Origin of the sequence: Sphingomonas sp. (genome assembly GCF_035714405.1) — a bacterium.
Classification (GTDB): domain Bacteria; phylum Pseudomonadota; class Alphaproteobacteria; order Sphingomonadales; family Sphingomonadaceae; genus Sphingomonas.
In genome coordinates this window covers 89,764-113,200 of the sequence record NZ_DASTMA010000019.1, presented here as the reverse complement: position 1 = coordinate 113,200, position 23,437 = coordinate 89,764, and the positions used below count along the sequence as shown (strand labels likewise).

Annotated in this window: 18 protein-coding genes; 8 read left to right on the top strand and 10 right to left on the bottom strand. The window is 68.7% G+C overall.

Features of this window, described 5'->3' with window-relative positions; all coding sequences use genetic code 11:
- The first annotated feature begins 16 nt into the window (after positions 1 to 16).
- Complete coding sequence (locus VFQ64_RS11920) at positions 17 to 5,893, top strand: hypothetical protein (protein WP_325103544.1); 5,877 nt, start codon at positions 17 to 19, stop codon at positions 5,891 to 5,893.
- A gap of 61 nt (positions 5,894 to 5,954) precedes the next feature.
- Here the strand turns inward: VFQ64_RS11920 and VFQ64_RS11915 are convergent, their stop codons facing one another.
- Positions 5,955 to 8,834 (bottom strand): CHAT domain-containing tetratricopeptide repeat protein, encoded by a 2,880-nt coding sequence (locus VFQ64_RS11915; protein ID WP_325103543.1) that lies wholly within the window; start codon positions 8,832 to 8,834, stop codon positions 5,955 to 5,957.
- A gap of 151 nt (positions 8,835 to 8,985) precedes the next feature.
- On the opposite strand from VFQ64_RS11915, the gene VFQ64_RS11910 reads away from it, so the two are divergent.
- From VFQ64_RS11910 to paoC, 6 genes are all read left to right on the top strand, one after another.
- Positions 8,986 to 9,669 (top strand): response regulator transcription factor, encoded by a 684-nt coding sequence (locus tag VFQ64_RS11910; RefSeq protein ID WP_325103542.1) that lies wholly within the window; start codon positions 8,986 to 8,988, stop codon positions 9,667 to 9,669.
- 48 nt (positions 9,670 to 9,717) lie between these two features.
- On the top strand, positions 9,718 to 11,016 hold the full coding sequence (locus VFQ64_RS11905; RefSeq protein WP_325103541.1) for a HAMP domain-containing sensor histidine kinase: 1,299 nt from the start codon (positions 9,718 to 9,720) through the stop codon (positions 11,014 to 11,016).
- On the top strand, positions 11,013 to 11,516 hold the full coding sequence (locus VFQ64_RS11900; RefSeq protein ID WP_325103540.1) for a hypothetical protein: 504 nt from the start codon (positions 11,013 to 11,015) through the stop codon (positions 11,514 to 11,516). Before VFQ64_RS11905 ends, VFQ64_RS11900 begins: the two co-directional genes overlap by 4 nt.
- Before the next feature lie 117 nt (positions 11,517 to 11,633).
- The gene (paoA, locus tag VFQ64_RS11895) at positions 11,634 to 12,266 is read left to right on the top strand and encodes an aldehyde dehydrogenase iron-sulfur subunit PaoA (RefSeq protein ID WP_325103539.1); all 633 of its coding nucleotides are present in this window, start codon (positions 11,634 to 11,636) and stop codon (positions 12,264 to 12,266) included.
- The gene (locus VFQ64_RS11890; RefSeq protein WP_325103538.1) at positions 12,263 to 13,210 is read left to right on the top strand and encodes a xanthine dehydrogenase family protein subunit M; all 948 of its coding nucleotides are present in this window, start codon (positions 12,263 to 12,265) and stop codon (positions 13,208 to 13,210) included. Before paoA ends, VFQ64_RS11890 begins: the two co-directional genes overlap by 4 nt.
- Positions 13,211 to 13,214: 4 nt before the next feature.
- Positions 13,215 to 15,431 carry an aldehyde oxidoreductase molybdenum-binding subunit PaoC gene (paoC, locus tag VFQ64_RS11885; protein ID WP_325103537.1) on the top strand — a complete coding sequence of 739 codons (2,217 nt, stop codon included), beginning with the start codon at positions 13,215 to 13,217 and terminating at the stop codon, positions 15,429 to 15,431.
- 9 nt (positions 15,432 to 15,440) lie between these two features.
- Here the strand turns inward: paoC and VFQ64_RS11880 are convergent, their stop codons facing one another.
- From VFQ64_RS11880 to VFQ64_RS11855, 6 genes are all read right to left on the bottom strand, one after another.
- Complete coding sequence (locus VFQ64_RS11880) at positions 15,441 to 15,974, bottom strand: pseudouridine synthase (protein ID WP_325103536.1); 534 nt, start codon at positions 15,972 to 15,974, stop codon at positions 15,441 to 15,443.
- Positions 15,971 to 16,294 (bottom strand): ribonuclease H family protein, encoded by a 324-nt coding sequence (locus VFQ64_RS11875; protein ID WP_325103535.1) that lies wholly within the window; start codon positions 16,292 to 16,294, stop codon positions 15,971 to 15,973. The genes VFQ64_RS11880 and VFQ64_RS11875 overlap by 4 nt, the downstream gene beginning before the upstream one ends.
- A gap of 35 nt (positions 16,295 to 16,329) precedes the next feature.
- Positions 16,330 to 17,946: an NAD(P)/FAD-dependent oxidoreductase gene (locus tag VFQ64_RS11870; protein WP_325103534.1), complete on the bottom strand. Its 1,617-nt coding sequence runs from the start codon at positions 17,944 to 17,946 to the stop codon at positions 16,330 to 16,332.
- Positions 17,947 to 18,505: 559 nt separating this feature from the next.
- Entirely contained in the window at positions 18,506 to 19,066 is a 561-nt protein-coding gene (locus VFQ64_RS11865) for a helix-turn-helix domain-containing protein (protein ID WP_325103533.1), read from the bottom strand.
- A 332-nt stretch (positions 19,067 to 19,398) separates the two neighbouring features.
- On the bottom strand, positions 19,399 to 19,677 hold the full coding sequence (locus VFQ64_RS11860; protein ID WP_325103532.1) for a hypothetical protein: 279 nt from the start codon (positions 19,675 to 19,677) through the stop codon (positions 19,399 to 19,401).
- Entirely contained in the window at positions 19,677 to 20,834 is a 1,158-nt protein-coding gene (locus VFQ64_RS11855; protein WP_325103531.1) for a phage major capsid protein, read from the bottom strand. Before VFQ64_RS11855 ends, VFQ64_RS11860 begins: the two co-directional genes overlap by 1 nt.
- Positions 20,835 to 20,974: 140 nt before the next feature.
- On the opposite strand from VFQ64_RS11855, the gene VFQ64_RS11850 reads away from it, so the two are divergent.
- Positions 20,975 to 21,697, top strand: coding sequence for a hypothetical protein (locus tag VFQ64_RS11850; RefSeq protein WP_325103530.1), 723 nt, complete (start codon positions 20,975 to 20,977; stop codon positions 21,695 to 21,697).
- Positions 21,698 to 21,705: 8 nt separating this feature from the next.
- Here VFQ64_RS11850 and VFQ64_RS11845 read toward each other — a convergent pair whose 3' ends face one another.
- From VFQ64_RS11845 to VFQ64_RS11835, 3 genes are all read right to left on the bottom strand, one after another.
- Positions 21,706 to 22,146, bottom strand: a complete 441-nt coding sequence (locus VFQ64_RS11845; protein ID WP_325103529.1) for a hypothetical protein — start codon at positions 22,144 to 22,146, stop codon at positions 21,706 to 21,708.
- Between the two features lie 193 nt (positions 22,147 to 22,339).
- Positions 22,340 to 22,588 (bottom strand): hypothetical protein, encoded by a 249-nt coding sequence (locus VFQ64_RS11840; protein WP_325103528.1) that lies wholly within the window; start codon positions 22,586 to 22,588, stop codon positions 22,340 to 22,342.
- A 66-nt stretch (positions 22,589 to 22,654) separates the two neighbouring features.
- Positions 22,655 to 23,071: a hypothetical protein gene (locus tag VFQ64_RS11835; RefSeq protein WP_325103527.1), complete on the bottom strand. Its 417-nt coding sequence runs from the start codon at positions 23,069 to 23,071 to the stop codon at positions 22,655 to 22,657.
- Positions 23,072 to 23,437: the final 366 nt, after the last annotated feature.

Below are 23,437 nucleotides of genomic sequence, written 5' to 3'. Positions count from 1 at the left end.
CCGAGGATCTTCGCTCATGAACCGCTCTTTCGCCCGGATCGCCAGCGCCTCCCTGCTCGGCGGTGCCTCGCTGCTGACGCTGGCCAGCGCAGCCAACGCGCAGACCGTCATCTTCTCCTCGACCGACAGCGTGCCGACCGGACCGATCGAGCCCGGGACGGAAGTGTCGGTCAGTGGCGGCACCGTGCAGGTGCGCCTGCCGGGCGGCTCGGTCGCCTCGTTCGTCGACGCCGCGCAGTTCTCGATCCGGACGGAGGGGGGCGTGGACCTGCGCAGCGGCGAGGTCACGGTTGTGACGCCTGACGGCGCGGAAGCGCAGGTCCACCTGCCTGAAGGCGTGCGCGGCACCGTCGCGCGGAGCAGCGCGGCGAGCTTCAGCGCCACGCCCACCGGTACGCGCGGCAGCACGCGGATGGGCAGCGTCAGCATCCTGGGCAATGGCACGACGAAGAGCTTCGCGGTGGGCCAGTTCTGGGCGGCCGCGCGTGGCCAGGCGCCCGATCGCGTCATCGCCGACGCGGCCGCAGCCGTACCGACCACCGGTCCGGTACGTCCGCTGCGCACCGGCGGCATCGTCGCGGCAGCGGAGAACGGCATTCCGGTGGCGCTCGGCGAGGCGCTGGCAGGGGTCGGCGCACGCGGCGACGTCGTCGCGGCGGCACGGCGGCTGCAGGCCTATGATCGCAATCCGACCATCGCCGCCTTTCCGAGCGGCGACTATGCCCTGTTGGTTGGCTATGCCGCGCAGGCGGTCAGCCCGGCGGGCGACGGCGTCGCGTTTAACGGCGCGTCCGCCGACATCATTCGCACCTATTTCCAGTATCTCGCCGCCGGCAATTCGGGCCCGAACTTCCGCACCGCCTATGCGGGCCTGCTGCTCAACTACCTCGACCTGCTGCGCACCGGCGCGCTGCCATCGACCTTCGGTGGCGCGACCCAGGCGCAGCTCAACGCCTATCTTGCCTTTATCGGCCGCACCGACGGCTTCGGCAGTCTGTCCGCGACCAATCGCCAGTTGCTCGACGCCTATCTGGCCTTCCTCTCGACCGGCGGCAGCGCCGACGCCTTCGGCGGCAGCGTCACGAGCCTGACGGCGGCGTTCCTGAACTTCATCCGCGCCGGCGGCCAGCCGGCGGCGTTCACACAGGCTTCCGCTTCGGTCGTCGCGCAATATCTCGCCATCATTCAATCCGGGGGCCTGCGGAGCAGCCTCAGTGCGCAGAACCAAGCACTGCTGTCGGCCTATCTGGCCGCCAACGGCATCGGTTTCGTCCAGAGCGACGCGACCGCGCTCGCCGCCTTCGTCGCCTATCTGAACGCAGGCGGCCTGCCGTCGGGCTACACCGCGCTCCCGGTCGCGACGATCCGCGCCTATCTGGAGCGGCTCGAGACCACCGGCCTGTTCGACGCCGCGCTGGGCGGTCAGGCAACGTTCCTGCGTTCCTACCTCGTCTTCCTGCGCGGCGGCGGCACGGCGGATCAGTTCAACGCGCTTCCCATCAACGTCGCGCGCGTGAACGCCTCGGCGCTGCAGCTCTACGTCGACTACCTGCTCGCGGGCGGCGCACCCAGCGCCTACACCGCGCTGACCGCCGCACAGATCCGCGCCTATCTCGACCAGATGAGCGCGATCGGCCAGTTCGACGCGCTGCTCGGCGCGAACGCCGCGTTCCTGAGCGAATATTATGCCTATCTGAAGACCGGTGCCGACGCGGACACCTTCGCCGGCCTGCCGACGGTGGACGTGCAAGCCTATGCCAGCGCGTTGCAACTGTTCGCGAGCTACCTGCGCTCGGGCAACCTGCCTACCGGCTACAGCGCGCTGACGGCGCAGCAGATCCGCTCGTATCTGACTGCGCTCCAGGTCTCCGGCCGCCTCGCCCTGCTGGGCGACAGCGCCGGGCTGCTGGCCGAGTATCTGGTGTACATCCGCGGCGGCGGCGCGCCCGATGCGTTCGCCGGGCTGCCGATCTTCACCTATCAGACCTATGCGACCTCGCTCGCGACCTATTTTGCCTATCTGAACCGGGGCGGCCTCCCGTCCGGCTACACGGCCCTCACGCAGGCGCAGATCCGCGAATATTTGAGCGTCCTGCAGTCGAGCGGGCAACTCGGCGTGCTGCTCGGCAGCAATGCCGGCTTCTTCTCCAGCTATCTCGCCTACCTGGCCGGCGGGGGCGCGCCCGATGCGTTCACCAGCCTGCCGATCGTCACCTTCACCGGCTATGCGAGCGCACTGAACGCCTATTACGCGTTCCTGCGCGCCGGCGGGCTGCCCGCCAACTACACCGCGCTGACGCCCGAACAGATTCGCGCCTATCTCGACGCGCTGCAGGCAGCGGGGCAGTTCACCGCGCTGCTCGGCGCCGACGCCACCTTCTTCGCCGGCTATCTGCAGTACCTCGCGAGCGGCGGCTCGCCCGGGGATTTCCCCGGCCTGCCCGCCGCCAGCTATGCGAGCTACGGCACGTCGCTGGCGAACTTCATCGCCTATTTGCGGGGCAACGGCCTGCCCGGCGGCTACACCGCGCTCACCGCGGCGCAGCTGCGCGAATATCTGGCGCTGCTCGCCGCCAATGGTCAGCTGTCGCTGATCGGCGACCAGGCGGACATCGACCTCGTCAACGCCTACGCCGCCTATCTCGCGGGCGGCGGCCTGCCGGACCGCTTTGCCGGCCTCCCCGCCTTCGTCACCTATGAGAGCGCGCTGCGCCTGTACTTCGCCTTCATCCAAGGTGGCGGCCGCCCGAGCGGCTACACGGCGCTGACCCAGGCGCAGATCGTCGCCTATGTCCAGGCGCTGGACGCCGCCGGGCTGGTCGCCTCGCGGCTGAGCGCGGCGGAGGCGAGCTTCCTGCGCGACTATGCCGCCTATGTGGCGGCCGGCAACAACGCCGACCAGTACGCCGGCCTCCCCGCAAACCAGCCGCGCGCGCCGGTGGTGACGCAGGGCCTGGCCAACGCACCGCGCGCCAACCCGGTCGTCACCGCTATGTCGGGCAAGAACCTGTTCTCCGCGGCGACGACGGCGGGATCGATCAACATTGACGGCAACAATATCTCGTCGATCGGCGGCACCCGCGGCGTCACCAACCAGACCGCCAAGACCGTCGAAGCGCGCGCTGTCGACAACACGGTCGCGATCGCGCGCTGGACCGAGGGCACCTTCAACACCGACAGCGCCAACAACCAGGTCGGGCCGCAACAAGGTGTCCATATGGTCTGGGGCACGCCCGCGGCCAATGTGCCGACCACCGGTTCCGCGACCTTCGGCATGGTCGCCGCGACCAGCCCGACCCGCGACGGCGGCGGGGTGGATGCCGGCAGCTTCGCCGGCAATCTGGGCGTAGACTTCGCCAGCAAGCGGGTCGGCTGGGACAGCGTGATCTCGCTGGGCGGGGTGAATTATCGCTTCGCGAGCGACGGCGGCATCACCGCGCCTTCCGTCACGATCAGCGGGACCAACACCTTCAACGGCCAGGCGAGCACCGCCAACAACGGTCTGGCGGGCAGCGGCACCGGCTTCCTGGCAGGCGCGGGCGGCAGCCTGATCGGCTTCGCCTACATGGCGCAGGGCCCCGGCGTGAACGGCGAGATCGAAGGTACCGCGATCTTCGGCCGCTACGCGCCCGCCACGACGCTACCCGCGGTCACCCCACCGAACACGCAACCGTCGCTGGGCTACGGCTACACCGCCGGCCTGCCGGGCAGCAACCTGCGCCTGCTGGGCACGCTACCGACCGCGAACAACCAGCTGGTGCAGCAGATCGGCGAGGGCGTGTCGGCGACGCCGGCTGCGGATGGAACGCTGACGACGATCAGCGGCCCCGGGGGTAGCAGCACCTACCTGCCCATCGCGCGGACCTCGGCCCGCTCGTTCGATGTCGCCGGCAACGCGCGCGGCGTGGTGGGACGGTGGTCGGACGGCGCCATCAGCCCGACCGAGCTCGGCGCGGCGAACCTGCTGGCCAATCAAGGCTATCATTACGCGCTGATGGCGCCGCTCGCCTTCACGGTGCCGACCACCGGCCGGGTTGACTATGTGCTGGCGGCGGCAACGCGGCCGACCTTCGGCTCTGGTGCGACCTTGCCCGGCGTATTCGACGCCAAGATGTCGATCCTGTTCCGCGCCGCGCCGCTGGTGGGCCTGCAAGGAACGATCGTGATGCCCGAGACGGGCGGCGCGACCACCTACAGCTTCGCCACCCCCGGCGGCACCGCCAACCCGTCCGCCGCCACTCAGGGCGATTTCAGCCGCGGCTATTTCCAGGTGGCGGCGCCGATGACGGGCACCGGAATGGGCTGCAGCAGCGAATGCTCGCTGGTGCTGCAAGGCACGCTGGGGGGCGCCGATCCGCTGGCCGTGGGCGCCATCTATCGCACCTTTGGCTCTCGCAGCGGCACCGGCGAGTATATCGCAGGGGCCGCCTTGTTCACCGGCACCGCGGTCGCCCCCGCCCCCGCCGGCCAGCGGGTCGTGTTCGTCAGCGCCCCGCGCTCCAACGTCGCCAACGACGCGGCCGTGGTGCTGAACGCCGCCGGCGCCATCCAGAGCTTCACCAGCACTACTCCCGCCGGCACCGAAGCCGGCGCGATCGGCACCGCCAGCGCGCCCGAGAGCGGATCGGTCGCCAACATTGTGTCGTGGACGCGCTGGGCTAACGGATCGCCGAACGGCTTCTCGCAGATCGGGCCGAACGAGGGCGTCCACGTCGTCGCCGGCGTGACCGCCACGGCGCTGCCGACCTCGGGTACCGTCAACTACGCGCTGATCGGCTCGACCAAGCCCACCGACGAGATCCAGCGCGGCGCGCCCGGCACCATTTCCGGCAGCGCTGCGGTGGCGTTCGGCACGACGCCGCGCGTGGGCCTCGACCTCAACATCGGGGTCAGCGGCAAAGTCTGGCGGCTCGCCACAGCAGGCGGCGTCGCCACGCCGTCGTCCAGCGAGCTGACGGTCAGCACCGTCACCATGGGCTTCAGCGCCGGCGCGGTCGGGCTGAGCGGGGTGTCCGGCGGCGCCTGCAGCGGCTTCTGCAGCGCATTCGTCCAGGGCGGGCTGTACGGCCCCGGCGCCAGCAACATCGGCCTTACCTACATCATAGACCAGGGCAGCGGATCGGGCCGCAACTATGTCACCGGCTCGGCCGTCTTCGGCAACCCGGTCCCGGCCAGCGCAGGGAGCACCGCCCCCGGCCAGTTCACCTATGCCTATGCGGGCGGGTCGCTCGTCGAGTTCGCCAACGGCGCGACGACCTATCAGGGCACGACGCTGAAAAGCTACGTCGCCTCGGGCGGTCAGACGCGCACCGGGTTCGCGATCGAGGGCGGGCGGCTGGCCGACACGATCGGCTGGTCGCGGTGGGGCGGCGACACCGCCGGGCCGCTCACCAATCAGGGGCCGAACCAGGGTGTGCACCTCATGTCGGGTACGCCGACGACGGTGGCTTCGCTGCCGAACAGTGGCACCGTCCAGTACACGCTCGCCGGGGGCACGAAGACAACGCTGGGCAACGGCGGCGCCCCACCGGGAACGCTTACCGGGACGTTGGGCGTACAGTTCGGATCCCTACCCCGCGTCGGCTTTGACCTGACCGCGAGCGTTGGCGATTACGGCTGGCGGGTGCAGACCACCGGTGGCTCTGCCAATCCGGGTCAGAGCCAGGTCACGGTCGGCTCGCAGCTCAATTTCTCGGGCCAGTTCGGCAAGACCACCGGCGTCTCCGGCACCACCGCGGCGAGTTGTGTGACCGGCTGCACCGCGACGATTGGCGGTCAGATGTACGGCAGCGGCGCCAGTCATATCGGTCTCGCGTTCAACATGACCGACAGTGGTCCGGCCGGGGTGGCGCAGGCCAGCGCGATCGGCGTGTTCGCCAAGGCGGTCCCCTAGGAGCGGGCTGCCTGGCGGCCGGGGGCGTCGTTCGCGGGGGGCGAGCGGCGCCCTTTTGCCGTCAGCGCCCGACCAGGATGAAGGGCGCCCACTGGGCCGGATGCCCCGCGCCCGGCACCGGCCGCCGGTCGATCATCGCCAACATCGCCTGACGCAGCGCCTCCGCCGGTTCGACGCCCCCACCATAGCGGCGGATCGTTTCGACCGTCAGCCAGGCGGCGGCATCGTCGCGGATCGGCCAGTGGGAGGCGAGCAGGTTGCGTGCGCCGGCATGGAGGAACGCGCGGGAGAGGCCGGTCAGCCCGGCATCATCGCTGTCCGCGCCGGCGGCGGTGTTGCACGCCGACAGCACCACCCAGTCCGCACCGATGCGCAGCCGCATGATCTCGCCGGCGGTGAGCAGCCCGTCATCCTCGCCCGCCGGGGTCAGCACCAGCGCCGGCTCCTCCAGCCCGTCCAGCTCACCCGCCATCAGCCCGTGGGTGGCGAAAGCGAGGACGCCACCGGGGGCCAGGTCCGCGGCACGGACCGCTGCCTCCGTCGCGTTCGCGCCCGTCAGTACAAGCCGCCTGGGGCTCCCCATCGCCTTGCCCAGCGCCTCCAGCTCGGTTGCGGTGGCGGGAAGCGTCGGCAGATCGCGCACCTGCGCCGCCATGCCGGCCGACCGGAAGGCCGGTCGCCCGCCTGCCGCGGTCGCGGCGAGCACGGGCGCGCCCACGGCGACGAACTGCTGCGCGGCCGCTCCGCTACCGCTACCGCTGCGGGAGGTGCGCTCGGCAAGCGCCGCCACCGACGGCAGCACCGACAGCGCATGATCGCGCACCAGCCACCGGGCGGAGCGGAGCGTCGGCGCCCGCGCGGCGGGCGCGAGGGTGGCGAAGGGCAAGGCCGCCAGTGGGCCGTTGGCGGCGACCAGCAGACGCGGCTTGCCGGCGATCACCTGCAAGATCGGTGCGGGTAGCAGGCCTGCATGAAGGTCGGCGGAGGCGGCGAAGTCGAAAGGCGGCGGCCTGTCACTATCACCGATTCCCGCCCGCACCCGGACAACCAGCGCGGCGGTGCGCTCGGCATCGAGCGGCGAGGCGACCATCTCGGCCCGGTCATTCGACAGCGCGAACAGCGCGGTCCGGGTCGGCCCGACGGCGGCGAACAGCACCGCCTCCCCCGGACCCAGCGCCGCGCGGGCGGCGTCCAGCGTCAGCGGTTCCGGCAGCTCATTCGCCAGCAGCTGCGGCGAGCGCCGACGCAGTTCCGCCGAAAGCCGCGCCAGCTCCGCCTCCAGCGCGGTGCGCTCGACACGCAGCGCGGTCGCCGCCTCTTGCGGCGCGCCGCGCGAGGCTGCGCGGAGCTGCCGGTCGCGCTGCCGCTCCAGTGCCGCCGCCGCGTCCTGACGCCGCCGCAACAGTTCGGCGACAGCGGCGTCGCCGGTCGTCTGCCGCGCCGCCGCCGCGCTGGCGGCACGCCCTGCGCTGGTGGCGGTGAAACGTTGGGCATAGCGGAACGCCGCCGCCGCATCGCCGGCCTCGAGCGCTGCGTCGAGCGCCCAGCCATAGCCGGTACGCGCCTCGCGATCATGTCCGGTGCGCGCCGCGCCGCTCGCGGCCATGTCGCGCAGCCGCCGGTCGAGTGCCGTCGTGGCAGCGGTCGCGCGCGCCAACCCGGCCTCGCGCCGGCCAAGCCTGGCCTCAATCGCCGCCAGCCGCGCTTCGCCCGCCAGCGTACCGAGGTCGTCCGCCGGCAACGATGCCAGCCGTAGCGCCTGTGCCGCCACCTGCGCGTCGCGCGCCGCGTCCAGTCGGCCCAGCCGCAGCGCGAGCGTCGCCATCCGGTCGCCACCGCCGATACGATCGCGATGATGCGGCGGCAGCTTGCGCGCGCGCACCTCGGCGACCGCCTGCAACAGTGCCATCGCGCCGACGGGGTCGCCCGCCCCGGCGAGCGACTGGGCCAAAGTCTCTTTCGCGACCATCGTCCGGTCGGACTCCGCGCCGAGATCACGCTCCAGAATGCGCACCGAGGTTTCCGCGACGGTGCGCGCCTCGACGAACTTGCCCTGCGCGTTCAGCGCCTGCGCCAGTGTGCTCAGATAGGTGGCGGTCTGCTGCTTCTCGCCGAAGTTCTTATCCGCGATCGCCACCGCGCGCCGGGCCGTCCCCACCGCATCGCCCGCACGGCCTAACTGGAGCTGAAACCGCGCCATGTTGTTGAAGTTCGGGCCGAAGTGCGGATGGGCGGCGGGCAGGAACGTGTCCATTTCCGACGCCACGTTCTGTGCCGCTTCGACCGCCTCCTCCAGCCGCCCGGCTCCGGCGAGGAACACCGGCACGTTGGACAACCAGACAGCCGCGTTGGGGGGCACGGGCTTCAGCCGCCTGGCCTCCGTCGCCGCGCGGCGCACCAGCGTGATCGCCCGGTCGTAATTGCCCGCCTCGTACTCGGCGTTGGCGGCGTTGGAATAGGCAGCGGCCAGCGGCGAACTGGGCGTGTCGCCATACTGCTTCTGGCGACGCGCGAGCAGCTCGGCCGCGACGGCCGGCGAGCGATCGTGCCGGCCCAGCGTCATCAGGATCACCAGCTGCGAATTGAGCGTGTCGGTCAGCATCGTGTCATAGGCGGGCCCGGCGGTGCGCAGCCGCCCCACCAGCAGATCGGCACGGGCGAGCGCGCCCTGGACATTGCCTTGCAGATAATCGGCGGTGACGAACTCGGCCTCGGCGACTGCGATTTCGATGTGACCGGCGGGGTACAGGGTGCGGGCGAAGGCGGCGACCTTTTCCCATGCCGCTCGATACGCCGCCGGATCGGCCGCCTCGTCCAGATCGTCGGCGGCCTTTTTCATCGCCTGCAGCTTCGCAACGTCCGCCGGCCTGGGTGTCTGCGCGCCCGCGCTTCCCGCAACGAACACCATTGCCGCCCCCGCGGCCCACAACGCGCACTTCATCGCCAGCTCCCCTATAGCTCCGCTGCCGACCGGGCTGTTGCGCGATCCCCCGCCTCTATGCCGGCGCCGGCATGCTAAGCAGCGCACCGGCGAAAAGCTAACCGGGATTTTCACTGACGCCCGCGCGCCGCTTGGGTTAGGCTGTGCCCTGATGGGGGGCCTTCAGATCCTGTACGTCGAGGACGACGCGCGGCTGGCGCAGCAGGTATGCGCGCTGATCGCGGGCGCCGGCGACAGCGTCACTTGGTGCCCGACCGCGACCGAAGGGATCGCAAAGGCTCGGGAGAGCCGCTTCGACGTGGTCATCCTCGACCGCATGTTACCCGATTCGAACGGGCTCGATCTGGTACGCCGCTTGCGCGCGGCGGGGGTGGACGCGCCGATGCTGATGCTGTCGGCGCTCGGTCGCGCGGAGAACCGGGTCGACGGGCTGGAGGCAGGCGTCGACGACTATATGGGCAAGCCCTTCGAGCCCGGCGAGTTGGTTGCGCGCGTCCGGGCGCTGCACCGGCGCGCGGCAGGGCAGGCGCACAGCGCGGTGATCCTGTTCGGCGACCTGGAATGCCATGTGAAGGCGCGCACCGCGCACCGCCGCGGCCGCCACATCCCGCTCAGCCCCAAGGAGTTCACGCTGTTCGCGTTCCTGATGGAACATGCCGGCGAAGTGGTGACGCGCGAGATGCTGCTGCGGCATGTCTGGAACCTCAATTTCGATCCGCAGACCAACGTCATCGACGTCAGCGTCAGCCGCCTGCGCCGCAAGCTGGAAGAAGGCTTCGACGGGCCGGTGCTGGAGACGATCTGGGGCGCCGGCTATCGCCTGGTCGCGGCCTGAGGGGCGCACGGCATCCGCGGCTCGCTCTTCAATCGCTTCGCGCTGGCGATGGCCGGCTTTGCGCTGGCCGCGACGCTTCTTCTCTACGTCGTCACCGCCCTGGTGGTCAGAACGGCCAGCGACGCGGAGCTGACGCGCGCGGTGAACATCGAGCTGACCGCGCTCGCCGACATCCATGCGACCGGCGGGCGCGACGAGCTGATCGCCCGCGTCGCCGACCGGCTGATGCTGCAACCCCAGTCGAGCGACCTGGTCCACTATATGGTCGCCGACGCCAGCGGAAAGCGGGTCGCAGGCGACATCGCGCGGTGGCCGCTACTGTCGGCCGAGAATAGCGAGGCGGGTTTCATCGTCCTGCCGGGAGGCCGCTCGACCTGGGCCCGCGCCACCCAGCTGGCGCCCGACCTTCGCATCGTCGCCGCGCGCGAGCATCGCGGCCGCACCGAGCTGCTGCGCAACCTGGCCCTCGCCTTTGCCGGGGCGGCGCTGTTGATCGTCGCGGCAGCGGCCGGCGCCGCCTGGCTTGCGGCGCGACGACTGCGGGCACGGGTAGAGGCGATCAACGCCGTGTTCCGCGCGATCGAGGAGGGTGCGCTGCGCCGCGCGGTGCCTGGCACGACCGCACCCGACGAGCTGGGCACGCTCGCCAGCCATGCCGACCGGCTGCTCGCCCGCCTGGCCGACCTGATCGACGCGCAGCGCGAGGTGACCGACCAGGTCGCACATGAAATCCGTACGCCGCTGGTGCATCTCGACGCGCACCTGCTGCGGCTGATCGAACGCTCGGTCGATCCGGCGATGTCGGAAGCACTGGGTGAGGCGCGGCGCGAGGGGCGCGGCATCGCGCAGCTGCTCGATTCGCTGCTCGACATCGCCGCCAGCCGCGCGCGGCGCAACGACCGGGTCGGGTTCGAGCGCGTCGACCTGTCGGAAATCGCCGCCGGGGTGGCCGAACTCTACGCCGACAGTGCGGAAGAGGCGGGTCTGCGGCTGGAGACGCGCATCGCGCCGGGGGTGGAGCTGCCCGGCGATGCGATGCAACTCACCAGGCTGTTGTCCAACCTGCTCGACAACGCCTTCAAATACGTGCCCGCCGGCGGCCGCATCGAACTGGTGGTCGCGCCTGGGCCTCGGGTGGAGGTCCGCGACGACGGTCCGGGTGTCCCCGACAGCGCGCGCGAGCGCATCTTCGAGCGCTTCCAACGCGTACAGGGCGGCAACCAGCAGGGCCACGGCCTGGGGCTGGCGCTTGCGCGCTCGATCGCGGCGCGGCACGATCTGACGATCCGCTGCGAGGATGGGGCGCCCGGCTGCGTTATGGTGATCGAAATGGAGGGGACACGATGAGAAGCCTGGCCGCGCTCCTGCTGCTCACCGCGGCGACGCCCGAGGAACAGGTATTGGCCGTTGCCGATGCGCTCGCCGCGGCCGAAGCCGCGACGACGCGCAAGTCCTTGCTCGACGCCACCGATCGGCTGGAGAAGCTCGGCGCTCGGGGCGAGCTGCCGGGGGACCGGCGCGCGGCGGCGGGGCGGCGGGCTTCGGTCCCGTGGCGCGGCCGCGCGTCCGGTCCGGCTTTCCGGCATGGCGAGCTGCCGGGGGGCGGGGAAATGGCGACCGAGCAGATCTTCCTGGCCGGCGAGAGTGCGGTGGTCGCGGTCGTTCCGGGCGGCAACCGTGCCTTGAGCGTCAGGATCACCGGACCTGACGGAAGCGCCGTCTGCGAGCAGCGTGTGGCGCCACCGCGCGCGGCATGCCGCTGGGTGCCGGTCTTCACCCGGCGATTCCGCATCACCGTCGCCAATCCGGCCGGCGACCCCGCCCGCTACTATCTGGTCAGCAACTGAACACCGTTTCAAGTCCGCCCAGCGGAGCGTTTGGCGTGGCGTCGCGTTGGCGCCGGGTGTATCGTCGTTCGCGGCCAATACTGCCCCGCGTAGGCAAATTTTCCGAAGGAGGACGCGATGAGCGAAGCCACAGGCGTGGATGTCTCGCGCCGCGGCGTACTGGCCGGCGGCGCGGCGAGCGTTGCGCTGACCGCCGTACCTGTTGCGGAGGCGCAGACCGCCCCTGCCCCCGCCGTGGCGACCGTCCCGGTCTCGTTCGAGGTCAACGGGCAGCGGCGCGACCTCCGGCTCGACACGCGCACGACGCTGCTGGACGCGCTGCGCGAGCATCTGCAGCTTACCGGTTCCAAGAAGGGCTGCGACCATGGTCAGTGCGGGGCCTGCACGGTGCTGGTGAACGGCGAGCGGATCAACGCCTGCCTCAGCCTCGCGGTCCAGCACGAGGGCGACAAGATCACGACCATCGAGGGGCTGGGCACGCCCGACAAGCTGCATCCGATGCAGCGCGCGTTCGTCAAACATGACGGTTACCAGTGCGGCTATTGCACACCCGGGCAGATCTGCTCGGCGGTGGCGGTGCTGGGCGAGATCAAGCGGGGCGTACCGAGCCACGTCACCACCGACCTAGGGGCCCGGCCGCGCGCCTCCAATGCCGAGATGCGCGAGCGGATGAGCGGCAACATCTGCCGCTGCGGCGCCTATTCCAACATCGCCGACGCGATGGCGGACGTCGCCGGAGGTCGCGCATGAAGCCGTTCACCTACGAGCGCGCCCGCACGCCTGCCGAAGCAGCCGCGGCGGTGGCGCGGGTGCAGGGCGCGAAGTTCCTGGCCGGCGGCACCAACCTGCTCGACCTGATGAAGCTCGAAATCGAGGCCCCGACCCACCTGATCGACGTTCAGGACCTCAAGCTCGACCGCATCGAGCGAGCCGGCGGCGGCCTGCGGATCGGCGCACTCGTGACCAACACCGCGCTGGCGTCCGATGCCCGTGTCCGGCGCGACTATGGCGTCCTGTCCCGCGCGATCGTAGCGGGTGCATCGGGCCAACTCCGCAACAAGGCGACCACCGCCGGCAATCTGCTCCAGCGGACCCGCTGCCCGTATTTCTACGACACCAACATGCCGTGCAACAAGCGCAACCCCGGCTCCGGCTGTTCGGCGATCGGCGGCTACTCGCGGCAGCTGGCGGTGATCGGTTCGTCCGACCAGTGCATCGCCACCCACCCGGGGGACATGGCCATCGCGATGCGCGTCCTCGACGCGACGGTGGAGACGGTGAACCCGCAGGGTCAGACCCGAGCGATCCCGATCGCCGACTTCCACCGCCTGCCCGGCGACACGCCGCACATCGACACCAATCTGCAGCCGGACGAACTGATCACCGCCGTCACCCTGCCCCGTCCGCTGGGCGGCAAGCAGGTGTACCACAAGGTCCGCGACCGCGCGTCCTATGCCTTCGCGCTCGCCTCGGTCGCCGCAGTCATCCAGCGCGACGGCAGCGGCCGGGTCGCGTTCGGCGGCATGGCGCACAAGCCGTGGCGGATCGAAGCCGCGGAGGCCGCGATGCCGCAGGGTGCGCGTGCCGTGACTGCGCAGGTCTTCGCGGGCGCCAAGCCGACCGAGGACAACGCCTTCAAGCTGCCGCTGGCCGAGCGGGCGCTCGCCGCCGTCATCGCCGACACCAGGAGCTGAGCCCATGCAATTCGACGCAAGCACCGGGCGCAACCCCATCGATCAAGGCAAGGTGATCGGCCGCGCCGTCGACCGGGTTGACGGCCCGCTCAAGGTTACCGGCCGCGCGCCCTATGCCTATGAGCGCCACGAGGTCGCCCCTGACTCCGCCTATGGCTACCCCGTCGTCAGCGCGATCGCCAAGGGGCGGATCGCCGGCATCGACACCACGCAGGCCAAGGGCGCGCCGGGTGTGCTCGCGGTGGTGACGACGCTCGACGTACCGCGCATGAAGGGCAATTTCAACACCGCCTCGCTGTTCGGCGGGCCGGTAGTGGAGCATTACCATCAGGCGATCGCGGTGGTGGTCGCCGAGACGTTCGAGCAGGCGCGCGCCGCCGCTTCGCTCGTCCGCGTCGATTATGCGCGGGAGGCCGGCAAGCACGATCTCGCCGTTGAGGCCAAGAACGCGCCGCTGACCGGTGGCAGCAGCAACGAAGGCAGCGGCGCGCCGCCGGTCACGCGGGTGGGCAAGTTCGAGGACGCCTTCGCCGCCGCGCCGGTCAAGCTCGACGAGATCTACACCACCCCCGACGAGTCGCACGCGATGATGGAGCCGCACGCGACGACGGCGGCCTGGCAGGACGGCAAGCTGACGATCTGGACGTCGAACCAGATGATCGCCTGGACCAAAGGCGATCTCGCCAAGGTGTTCGGGCTGAAGCCGGCGGACGTGCGGGTCGACTCGCCGTTCATCGGGGGTGGTTTCGGCTCCAAGCTGTTCCTGCGCGCGGACGCGGTGCTGGCGGCGCACGGCGCCCGCGCGGCGAAACGGGCGGTCAAGGTTGCCCTGCCACGCCCGGTGATCGCCAACAACACCACGCACCGGCCAGCGACGATCCAGCGCGTCCGGCTCGCCGCGACGCCTGACGGCAAGCTCACCGCGATCGCGCACGAGAGCACCAGCGGCAATTTGCCCGAAGGCGATCCCGAGACCGCGACCGCGCAGACGCGGCTGCTCTACCAGGCGCCCAACCGCATGTTCTCGCTGCGGCTGGCGAAGCTGGACCTGCCCGAGGGCAACGCCATGCGCGCGCCCGGCGAGGCGCCCGGCATGATGGCACTCGAGGTCGCGATGGACGAACTGGCGGAGAAGCTGGGCATGGACCCGGTCGAGTTCCGCATCATCAACGACACGCAGGTCGATCCGGAGAAGCCGGCCAAGGCCTTTTCCCAGCGCCGGCTGGTCGAGTGCCTGCGCACCGGCGCCGATCGGTTCGGCTGGTCGCGGCGCGGTGCCCGGCCCGCCCAGGTGCGCGATGGCCGCTGGCTGGTCGGCATGGGTATGGCGGTTGGTTTCCGCAACAACATCAACATGGCGTCGGCGGCGCGGGTCAGGCTCGACGCGAGCGGCGTCGTGACGGTCGAGACCGACATGACCGACATTGGCACCGGCAGCTACACCATCCTCGCCCAGACCGCGGCGGAGATGATGGGCGTCGGCCTCGACAAGGTCGTGGTCCGGCTCGGCGACTCCGCCAATCCCGCCGGCGCGGGATCGGGGGGTCAGTGGGGGGCGAACAGCTCGGCCGCCGGCGTCTATGCGGCCTGCGTTAAGCTGCGCGAGGAGGCGGCCAAGCGGCTCGGCCTCGATCCCGCCGCCGCCGTCTTCGCTGACGGGCGGGTCGGGGTCGGCACCCGCCGGGTGGCGCTGGCGGATGCGGCGCGGGGCGGCGAGCTGGTGGCGGAGGGCAAGGCCGACTTCGGCGCCGACGGCAAGAAGTACCAGCAATCAACCTTCGCCGCGCATTTCTGCGAGGTCGGCGTCGATACCTATACAGGCGTCACCCGCGTCCGCCGCATGCTGGCGGTGTGCGACGCCGGCCGCATCCTCAATCCCAAGACCGCGCGCAGCCAGGTGATCGGCGGCATGACGATGGGGGTCGGCGCGACGCTGATGGAGGAGCTGGCGGTCGACACCCGCTTCGGCTTCTTCGTCAATCACGACCTCGCCGGCTACGAGGTGCCGGTCCACGCCGACATCCCGCATCAGGAGGTGATCTTCCTCCCCGGCGAGGACGCGGCGACCGGCCCGATGAAGGCCAAGGGCGTCGGCGAGCTCGGCCTGTGCGGCGTCGGCGCGGCGGTGGCCAACGCGATGTACAACGCGACGGGCGTCAGGCTTCGCGACTATCCGCTGACCCTCGAAAAGCATCTGGAGCGGCTACCACCCGTGGCCTGACGCCCGTGGTCAGCCGCTCCTGAACTCGCCAGGTGGAACGCCGGCGACGCTCCAGTCGCCGATGCTCCACCGCACCAGCCGCAACGTCGGGTGACCGACCGCCGCCGTCATCCGCCGCACCTGACGGTTGCGGCCCTCGCGGATGGTGATCCGCAACCAGCAGTCGGGCACGCTCAGCCGCACCCGGATGGGCGGATCGCGGGGCCACAGCGACGGCGGGTCGATGCGCTCGGCATTGGCGGGAAGGGTCATCCCGTCCTTCAGCCGCATACCCCGGCGAAGTTGCGCCAGCGCGGGCTCCGCCACCTCGCCCTCGACCTGGACGAGATAGGTCTTGGGCAGCTTGTGGCGGGGATCGGCGATCCGCGCCTGCAGCCGGCCGTCGTCGGTCAGCAGCAACAGCCCCTCGCTGTCGAGGTCCAGCCGGCCCGCCGGATACACACCCGGAGTCCGGACGTAATCGGATAGCGTCGGCCGGGCGGTGCCGCCGTCGGTGAACTGGCAGAGCACGCCATAGGGCTTGTTGAACAGGATCAGCGTCATAGCCGATGCCGCCCGGCCAGCGCGATCCCGGCGAGGTTCTGCGAACGCTTGATGTAGCGGACACGCGGAGCGGCAATCCCGTCCAACAGCGACCGGAAGCTTTGCAGATGAGTCGCGCAGGTGCCCCGGCACGGCACCTTGCCGTTCGCCTTCGCGACCACGTCCGCCGAGTCGCCGAGCAGCACGGCCTCCGTGAAGTCGAGCGATCGGGCCACCCTCAGCGCATGGATCAGCGCCAGCCACTCGGCCTCCGTGCTGGTGCCCCTGCCCAGGTCAGTGACGATCCTGGTAGCGCCGCCCGTCACGACCGCCACCTCCATCGCGCCGCCTCGGCAACCGCCGTCGAAGAAGACCTTCACCGCACGCACAGGCTCAGCGCCACCGCCTCCGCCACCTTGATGCCGTCGACGGCCGCCGACAGGATGCCGCCGGCATAGCCCGCCCCCTCTCCCGCCGGGAACAGGCCGGCGGTGTTGAGGCTCTGGAAATCGGCACCGCGCGTGAACCGCACCGGCGACGACGTGCGCGTCTCCACGCCGGTCATCACCACATCGGGATGATCGTAGCCGGGGATCTGCCGGCCGAACACGGGCAGCGCCTCGCGCATTGCCGCCACCGCGTAGTCGGGCAGGCACTCCGCCAGGTCGGTGGGCTTAACGCCGGGCCGATAGGACGGCACGACCGATCCGAGCGAGGTGGAGGGCTTTCCGGCGAGGAAATCGCCCAGCCGCTGCGCCGGCGCCCTGTAGTCAGAACCGCCCGCGACGAACGCTTTTTCCTCCCAATGACGCTGCAAGGCCAGTCCCGCGAGCGGGTCGCCGGGATAGTCTCGCACAGGGTCGATCGCGACGACGAAGCCGGAGTTCGCGTTGCGCTCGTTGCGCGAATACTGGCTCATGCCGTTGGTCGCGACGCGCCCCTCCTCCGAGGTAGCGGCCACCACCGTGCCGCCCGGACACATGCAGAAGCTGTAGACCGTCCGCCCGTTCGAGCAGTGGTGCGAGATGTGGTACTCCGCCGCACCCAGCACCGGGTGGCCGGCGTTGACCCCGAACCGCGCCTGGTCGATCCATGACTGCGGATGCTCGATCCGCACACCGATCGAGAACGGTTTGGCTTCGACATGGACGCCCGCCGCGTGCAGCATCGCGAAGGTGTCGCGCGCGCTATGGCCGATCGCCAGCACCACCCGCTCGGCCTCCAGATAGTCGCCGGTATGAAGGTGGAGGCCGCGCACGCGGCGCTCGCCCTGGGCATCGGTCTCGATCTCGACGCCGTCGACGCGCTGCCCGAAGCGATACTCGCCGCCGAGCGCCTCGATCGTCGCGCGCATGCTCTCCACCATCGTCACCAGCCGAAAGGTGCCGATATGCGGGTGCGCCTCGGTCAGGATCTCCGGGGGTGCCCCGGCCTTGACGAACTCGATCAGCACCTTGCGGTCGAGGTGACGCGGCTCCTTGATGCGGCTGTAGAGCTTGCCGTCGGAAAAGGTGCCGGCGCCGCCCTCGCCGAACTGGACGTTCGATTCCGGGTTGAGCACGCTTTTGCGCCACAGGCCCCAGGTGTCCTTGGTCCGCTCCCGCACGACCTTGCCGCGATCGAGGATAATCGGTCGGAAGCCCATTTGCGCCAGGATCAGGCCCGCGAACAGACCGCACGGCCCCGCCCCGATCACCACTGGTCGCGGCGCGCCCGCCGGCGCTTTCGCGACCGGGCGATAGCCGGTGTCGGGCGTGGGCTGAACGTCGCGATCCTTGCGGTGGCGGGCGAGCACCGGCGCCTCGTTGCGCAGCGTCACGTCGACCGCATAGACCAGCCGGATATCGAGCTTGTCGCGCGCATCCGCGCCGCGCCGCACGATGCTGAGCCGGACTATGTCGCGCGGGCCCACCCTCAACCGCTTGCAGATCGCGGCCGACAGCGCCTCCTCCGCATGGTGCAGCGGCAGCGTCAAATTGGTCAGGCGAAGCATCGGGCCGCGCTTAGCCTTGGCTGGCCGGCGCCGACAACCACCTCCACGGCGAGCAAGTGGCGGAGAGGGAGTCCGCCTGCTTAGCGCGTAAACTCACGAATTGCCTGAGTCTTTCGCGGACAGCTGGCCGTGGTTCCCGGATTTTACCCGGTCAGAGGGCCGCAGCGCGAAGCCACAGGCCGCGCATCGCGTGGGATATAACGCGCACCCGGAAGCATGAATATCGACCCAGAAAATAACGGACAGCCTCAACTCATCTCCTGCTCGTGGGCAAAGCCCTAGAACCAAACCAGTTTGAAGAAGAGCGCGTCATGCACGGAAGCGAAGTGGAAGATGAGCTCAAGGCCCTTCCACTCGGCTAGAACGCCCTCGCGAAGGTTGTCCATACACCAGTCCTCGCATTCCGAGCCGAGCACGACCCAGTGCCGATCGACGGGGACCGGAACGCTGGTCGAGCCTTGCAAAAGCCGCCGATGAGTGCAGCGGTCGCGGAGGAGCCAGAACATGTGAGACTTCGGGAGCAACGTGGCGGCGCTGCCGCGCATAGGGCTACCTGTGCTCATTTTGTCTCTGCCTTTGCTCGGCGGCGCTTGTTCAGGTCCGTCGCCTTCTCGAAGTCGGGCGCAATCTCCTTCAGCTTCTTCACCAGCCCCTCGAGCTCGTAGCCGTTGCTGTCCTGGCCTTGGTGGACTTTGTAGCGCTCCACGCGCTTGATCAGACCCTTATTCTCGAGGGTGGTGAGATGGCGTTGAACCATGCGCGCGCTCTTGCCCATGCGCCGTCCAATCGTCTCCTTGGAGAGATAAGGATTTTGGTCCTTGATCCACCAGTGGCTCACCAGCTGCAGAAGCACGTTGAACTCGTCGGGCTTAAGCTCAAGCTTGTTCTGCCCCCAGAAAAGGATCGAAGGCATCTGCGCATAGCCGAGCTTCATGACCGACTCCGGCCACCGATCCTTCCGCTTGGGCTTGGCGACAGCATCGCCCTCCGGCTTCGCTGGCGCGCCGATCGGAGCCGGCGGCTTGATCGGCGCCGCCTTGCTGGCGGGCTTCTCAGTTGGGGCGCTCGACTTCGCAGCGGCGTTCGGCTTCCCCGATGTAGTTTTCGCGGTGATTTTCATACCACCTAACTACGCTAGCGAATCACCCGCTGCGAGAGGGCCTGGGGAGACGAATTTGTCTCGGCCCCATATGGTTACTTATGTGTCATCCGATATGTACTGCTGGGGGATGTTCTTCGTAGGACATCTATGTCTCGGAAGCGGGAGCCAAATCTGACTAGGAGGCGGGGACAAATCCGGCTCCCCCGAAATTTTCAACAGTCCAGCTCGTGCTACTTACTAGCAATCTGGCGCAGTTTGGTCACGCCCTTTCAGATCGAGGAAAGCGGCTGGGCCACCAGTAACCGCGCCGTCGCTTGGGCCCGGTCACAGAGATAGGTTGGAGAGAATTTTTAGTTGCTCGCGGATTTCCCAAGAGGCGCAGGCTTGCCGCCCCTGATTTCTTCCGCCAGCCCGTTCGCGATGAGCTGGCGCCCGTAGTGGGCGTTGACCTCCGGCGTGTCGCCTTCGAGCCAAGTGTTGCAAGCGCGGATGATCCGAACCTTCATCGTATCGCCTTCCGTATCGTGCTTGAGGGTGACCAGCGACGGGGTGCCGAGGAGCGCCATGTCGAACGCGCTCTCCGGCACCGGCTCTCCCGTCACAACGACGGCTTCAACCTTGTCCGTCATCAGCCAGCCGCCGCGTAATCGCCGTAGATCAGCGCCGCCGGGAAGCGCACCGCCAGCGCCAGCCGCTCCTCCGCCAAGATCGTGACGGCGTTCCGGATGAAGTTGTCCCGGTCCTCGGTGGAGAGCAAGACCACCGGCTGGAGCCGGTCGTAAATCGTGGCCGCATTTGCGAAGTTCCCCACAAGGAATTTGCCAACCGGCATTGACGCGGACGGCGCAACGTCCAGCCCCCACGCGGTCGCCATCGCCGTGCCCATTGGGCCGGAACCGATGTAGCGGCCCTGCGCGTCCTTGATGCCCTGCATCGTGAGCCAATCGGCGTTGTTGACGACCACGCCCGTCGCCGGGAGGTCCGCCGCTTCCGCCTGAGCGATAGCGCGCAACAGCACGTCAAACTTGGACGCGCCCGCTGCCTGCCCGGCGGCGTCATACGCTGTCGCCTGCGGGATTAGACCCAGCAGGTTCGTGCCGACGCCATCGCCCAAGAGGATTTGCGTCTCCTCCTTGAGCGCCAGACCGTAGCGCAGTTCGCCGTCGATCATGGTGCGAAGTTGGCCGCTGTCGTCCAGCACCTGCCGCGACGCACCTACCCAATGGGCGATGGTCTGCACCTTCGCTTGAGCGAGTTCCCAGCCGAAGTTACTCTCCGGCTTTAGCGCGAGTTCCGCCACGGTCGCGGCGTTGTTGGCGCGGACGGTCTGGCGCGGATACTCGATCATGTTCGAGCCGGTCGTGCCGCGCCCGAGCAGCGCTCGGATGGTGAGACGGCGGGTCGGCATCGCCGCCGGGTCCGCGCGGTCGGGCTGGATGAACCCGCCGCCGCTGCCGGGAACGCTCGTGATCGAGGCGGTCGGCTTGAGGTCGATCTGCGCCTTAGCCTTGCCTGCAGCGTTGCGGAGCGTCGCCAGCACGTCGGAACTGGCCACCTGTTCGCCCCACGACGGAGGGCCAAAGGAGAAGCCGCCCGCGCCGCCGTTCACCTGCGACTGGATAGCCTGCACGGCGGCTTCGAGGTTCCCCATCTGATCGCCATGACGGTTGATGTGAGCATCGACGGCGGCGCGAAGTTCGCGGAACAGAGCTTCCGGGGACTGCTGGTTTCCGAGAATGCGCGAGCCGGTACGGGCGAGCGCGGCGGGGATGGTCATGGCGTGCATTCGAAGTCCTCCTTGGTCGGGAGGGCTATCGGCGCTTTCCGGTGACGTATCTGCCAATTACGCCACAGTATCGATCTCGACAGAGGAACGCACATGGAGCAAGATTGCGGCTGCAGTTTTCAAGAGAGATTTAGCCGGGCATGCCGTTCCTGACGCATCGCGACTTCGAGGATTTACCTGACAACGATGAGGAAGCCTTCTCGTACCTCGTCTCGAAGATTGATGAGCGTGTTAGCAATGCCGAAACCGACAGCCATGGCAATTTGACCTACATGACGATCGGTGACTACATGAATGAAGTCGGTGCTTTAGCGCAACAGTTCTCGATCCCTGGTATTTCGTTCACTCCGCCTAATGACGACTACTTTGATCAGTATAACAAATTTCAGTGGTCAGTCCAAGCGAGCTTGACTCGTATTCGAGTCACAAAAGCGCGACGTGATACTCACTTGTCGGTTGATATTGCCGCGCCAGTGCGCCGAAAGATACACCATTATCTTGAGCAACTCAAAACCGAAATCGTCAACGCCAATCTAGATGCTAAGCGATCGCGCGCGCTTCTTGATCGAATCAAGGAGTTGGAGGTTGAACTTGCAGGCGGCAAGCGAGTGAATCTCGCTGTCGTTATGGCCGTGGTCGCCCTTACATTGCAAGCGACCACGGACGCAGGCGAAATGCTCCTAAACGCCCGAAAGTACGCGGGCGCAATTTCGCAACTTATCGGCTCAGAGAAAGTCAAAGAGCCGCAGGTCACAAGGCCACCCCCTCAGCAGCGAATAGAGGATAAGCGGCCTGCTCTTAAGCACACACAAGGCTCCCCAGTGCGGCCGAACATCACTGATGACGACGATGTTCCATTTTGAAAGATTTATCACTCTGGTGCGCGAAGGTGCCGGAGATACCGGCCGGCAAGCCGTGCCTCTACCTCCGCGATAATTGTCCGACGCTCGGCCGCGTCCTCTCCCGACGACAGCCCGCGCCCGCTCCGATTACGTAGGGCTTCCACCCGCGCCTCAACGAACAAGGAAAGCGTGTCCACGTCCGGGTCGGTCGCCAGCACGATCACAGGAGAAGGGAACGCGTTCCGATGCACCTCACCTAGCGCGGACAGCAGCGGGTCGTCCGGCTCGACAAGAAACGCGGCAAGCTCTTCGGCCACACGGCGGGCTAGATCGCGCGCCAGCGGCTCGCGCGGCGCGGACCGTGGCGCGATGGCATCGACCGCTTGCCGGACTAGCCGCGCCTCCAGCGGCGGTCGCGCCGGACCGCGCGCCACGGCCATGACCGGACCGATCAGGGCGCGGGGGAGCACTTCGGCACCAGCGCGACAACGTGAACGGATCGAAGGGCGTGCATCGCCCGCCGAGCCTGAGTCCGCGTAAGCCCGCCATTTTGAAGAGCGCGCTCAAGTCGGCGCGGCTCTAGCGGGGCACTCAGGTCGTCCAGAAGCGCGAGCGCGGCTGTGCGAACGTCGGCTGGCGCGGCGATAAGGTTGGCGAGTCCGGTCATTGGAGCGTCTCCGCCGTGAGGGGGAGGCCCGCTTCCATAACGTCCAGCGCCCGGCGCACCCAAGCGATAGCGGCGTGTGCGTCACCCGCGTGGCAGGAGGCGAGGTCCACGGCGCTATAGGCGGCGGCAATAGCGATATCGTCCATGCGCGCGCCTAGGTCCGCCTGCTTCTCTGCCATACGTCGATTGAAGTGACGGCAGAACTCGATGACGCTGAGCGAGGCGTCTTCATGATCGGGTGTCATGCTGATCTCCTTGCCCACGCGCGCGCGCGAGGCGTTCAGGTCGCGATTTTGGTATTTGCATTTGCGTCATTGGCCCGCGCCGGTCTGCGAGGTGGAGGACGCTAGACTTTTCGTGCCCCCCTCCCCCTCGGCACTGCCGCCTGTGGGCGCTCGTGGTGCGGGAGTGGCGTTGGCGAGGTCGGCTGTAGGTTGACCCTGATCGGGGCTGGGTTGGGCCGTAGCCACGTCTCCGGCGACGCGGCGGCGATAGCGCCGGGCGAGTGGGTTGCAGACCAGCGCCTCGTCGCGTGCCGCCTCCCGTCTGATATCGAGTGGCAGGGTATGAGCCAGAGCGCGCGTGGCCGTGTCGCGGACATAGGCGAGGCGGGCGCGGCTCGACGCGGGAGCGTCGAGGTCCACCTCATCATCGCATAGCTGACGCGGATAGCCGTGCGACCAGTCGCGGACTGTCGAGCCGGGGTTCACCCGCAGGTAACGGTTCAACTTAGCGCGCTCATCGCCGCTGCGGCCTGCGGTCGCTTGTGCGATGTATGCTTCGAAGTCGGCTAGGTCCGCCGGGGTATGAGGGTCGGTCACAAGGCTCCTCCAGGAACAGGATGGGTTTTAAGGGGTAAGTCGCTGATTTCGTAAGAAGCGGGACGGGTTGGACGGGTTGGGCCGGGTTTCCCGTTTCCGTGTAGGGGCGGGTAGGCGCGTAGGCGCGCGCGAAGAGCGGAACCGGAAAACCCGCCCGAACCCGTCCGGCGCGAATAGGTCATTGAACTTACTGGACTTTCCGTCAGTAAACCCGTCCGCGAACCCGTCCTAATCGGAACGGGTTGGACGGGTTCAGGCCGCGTGACGCTCTTC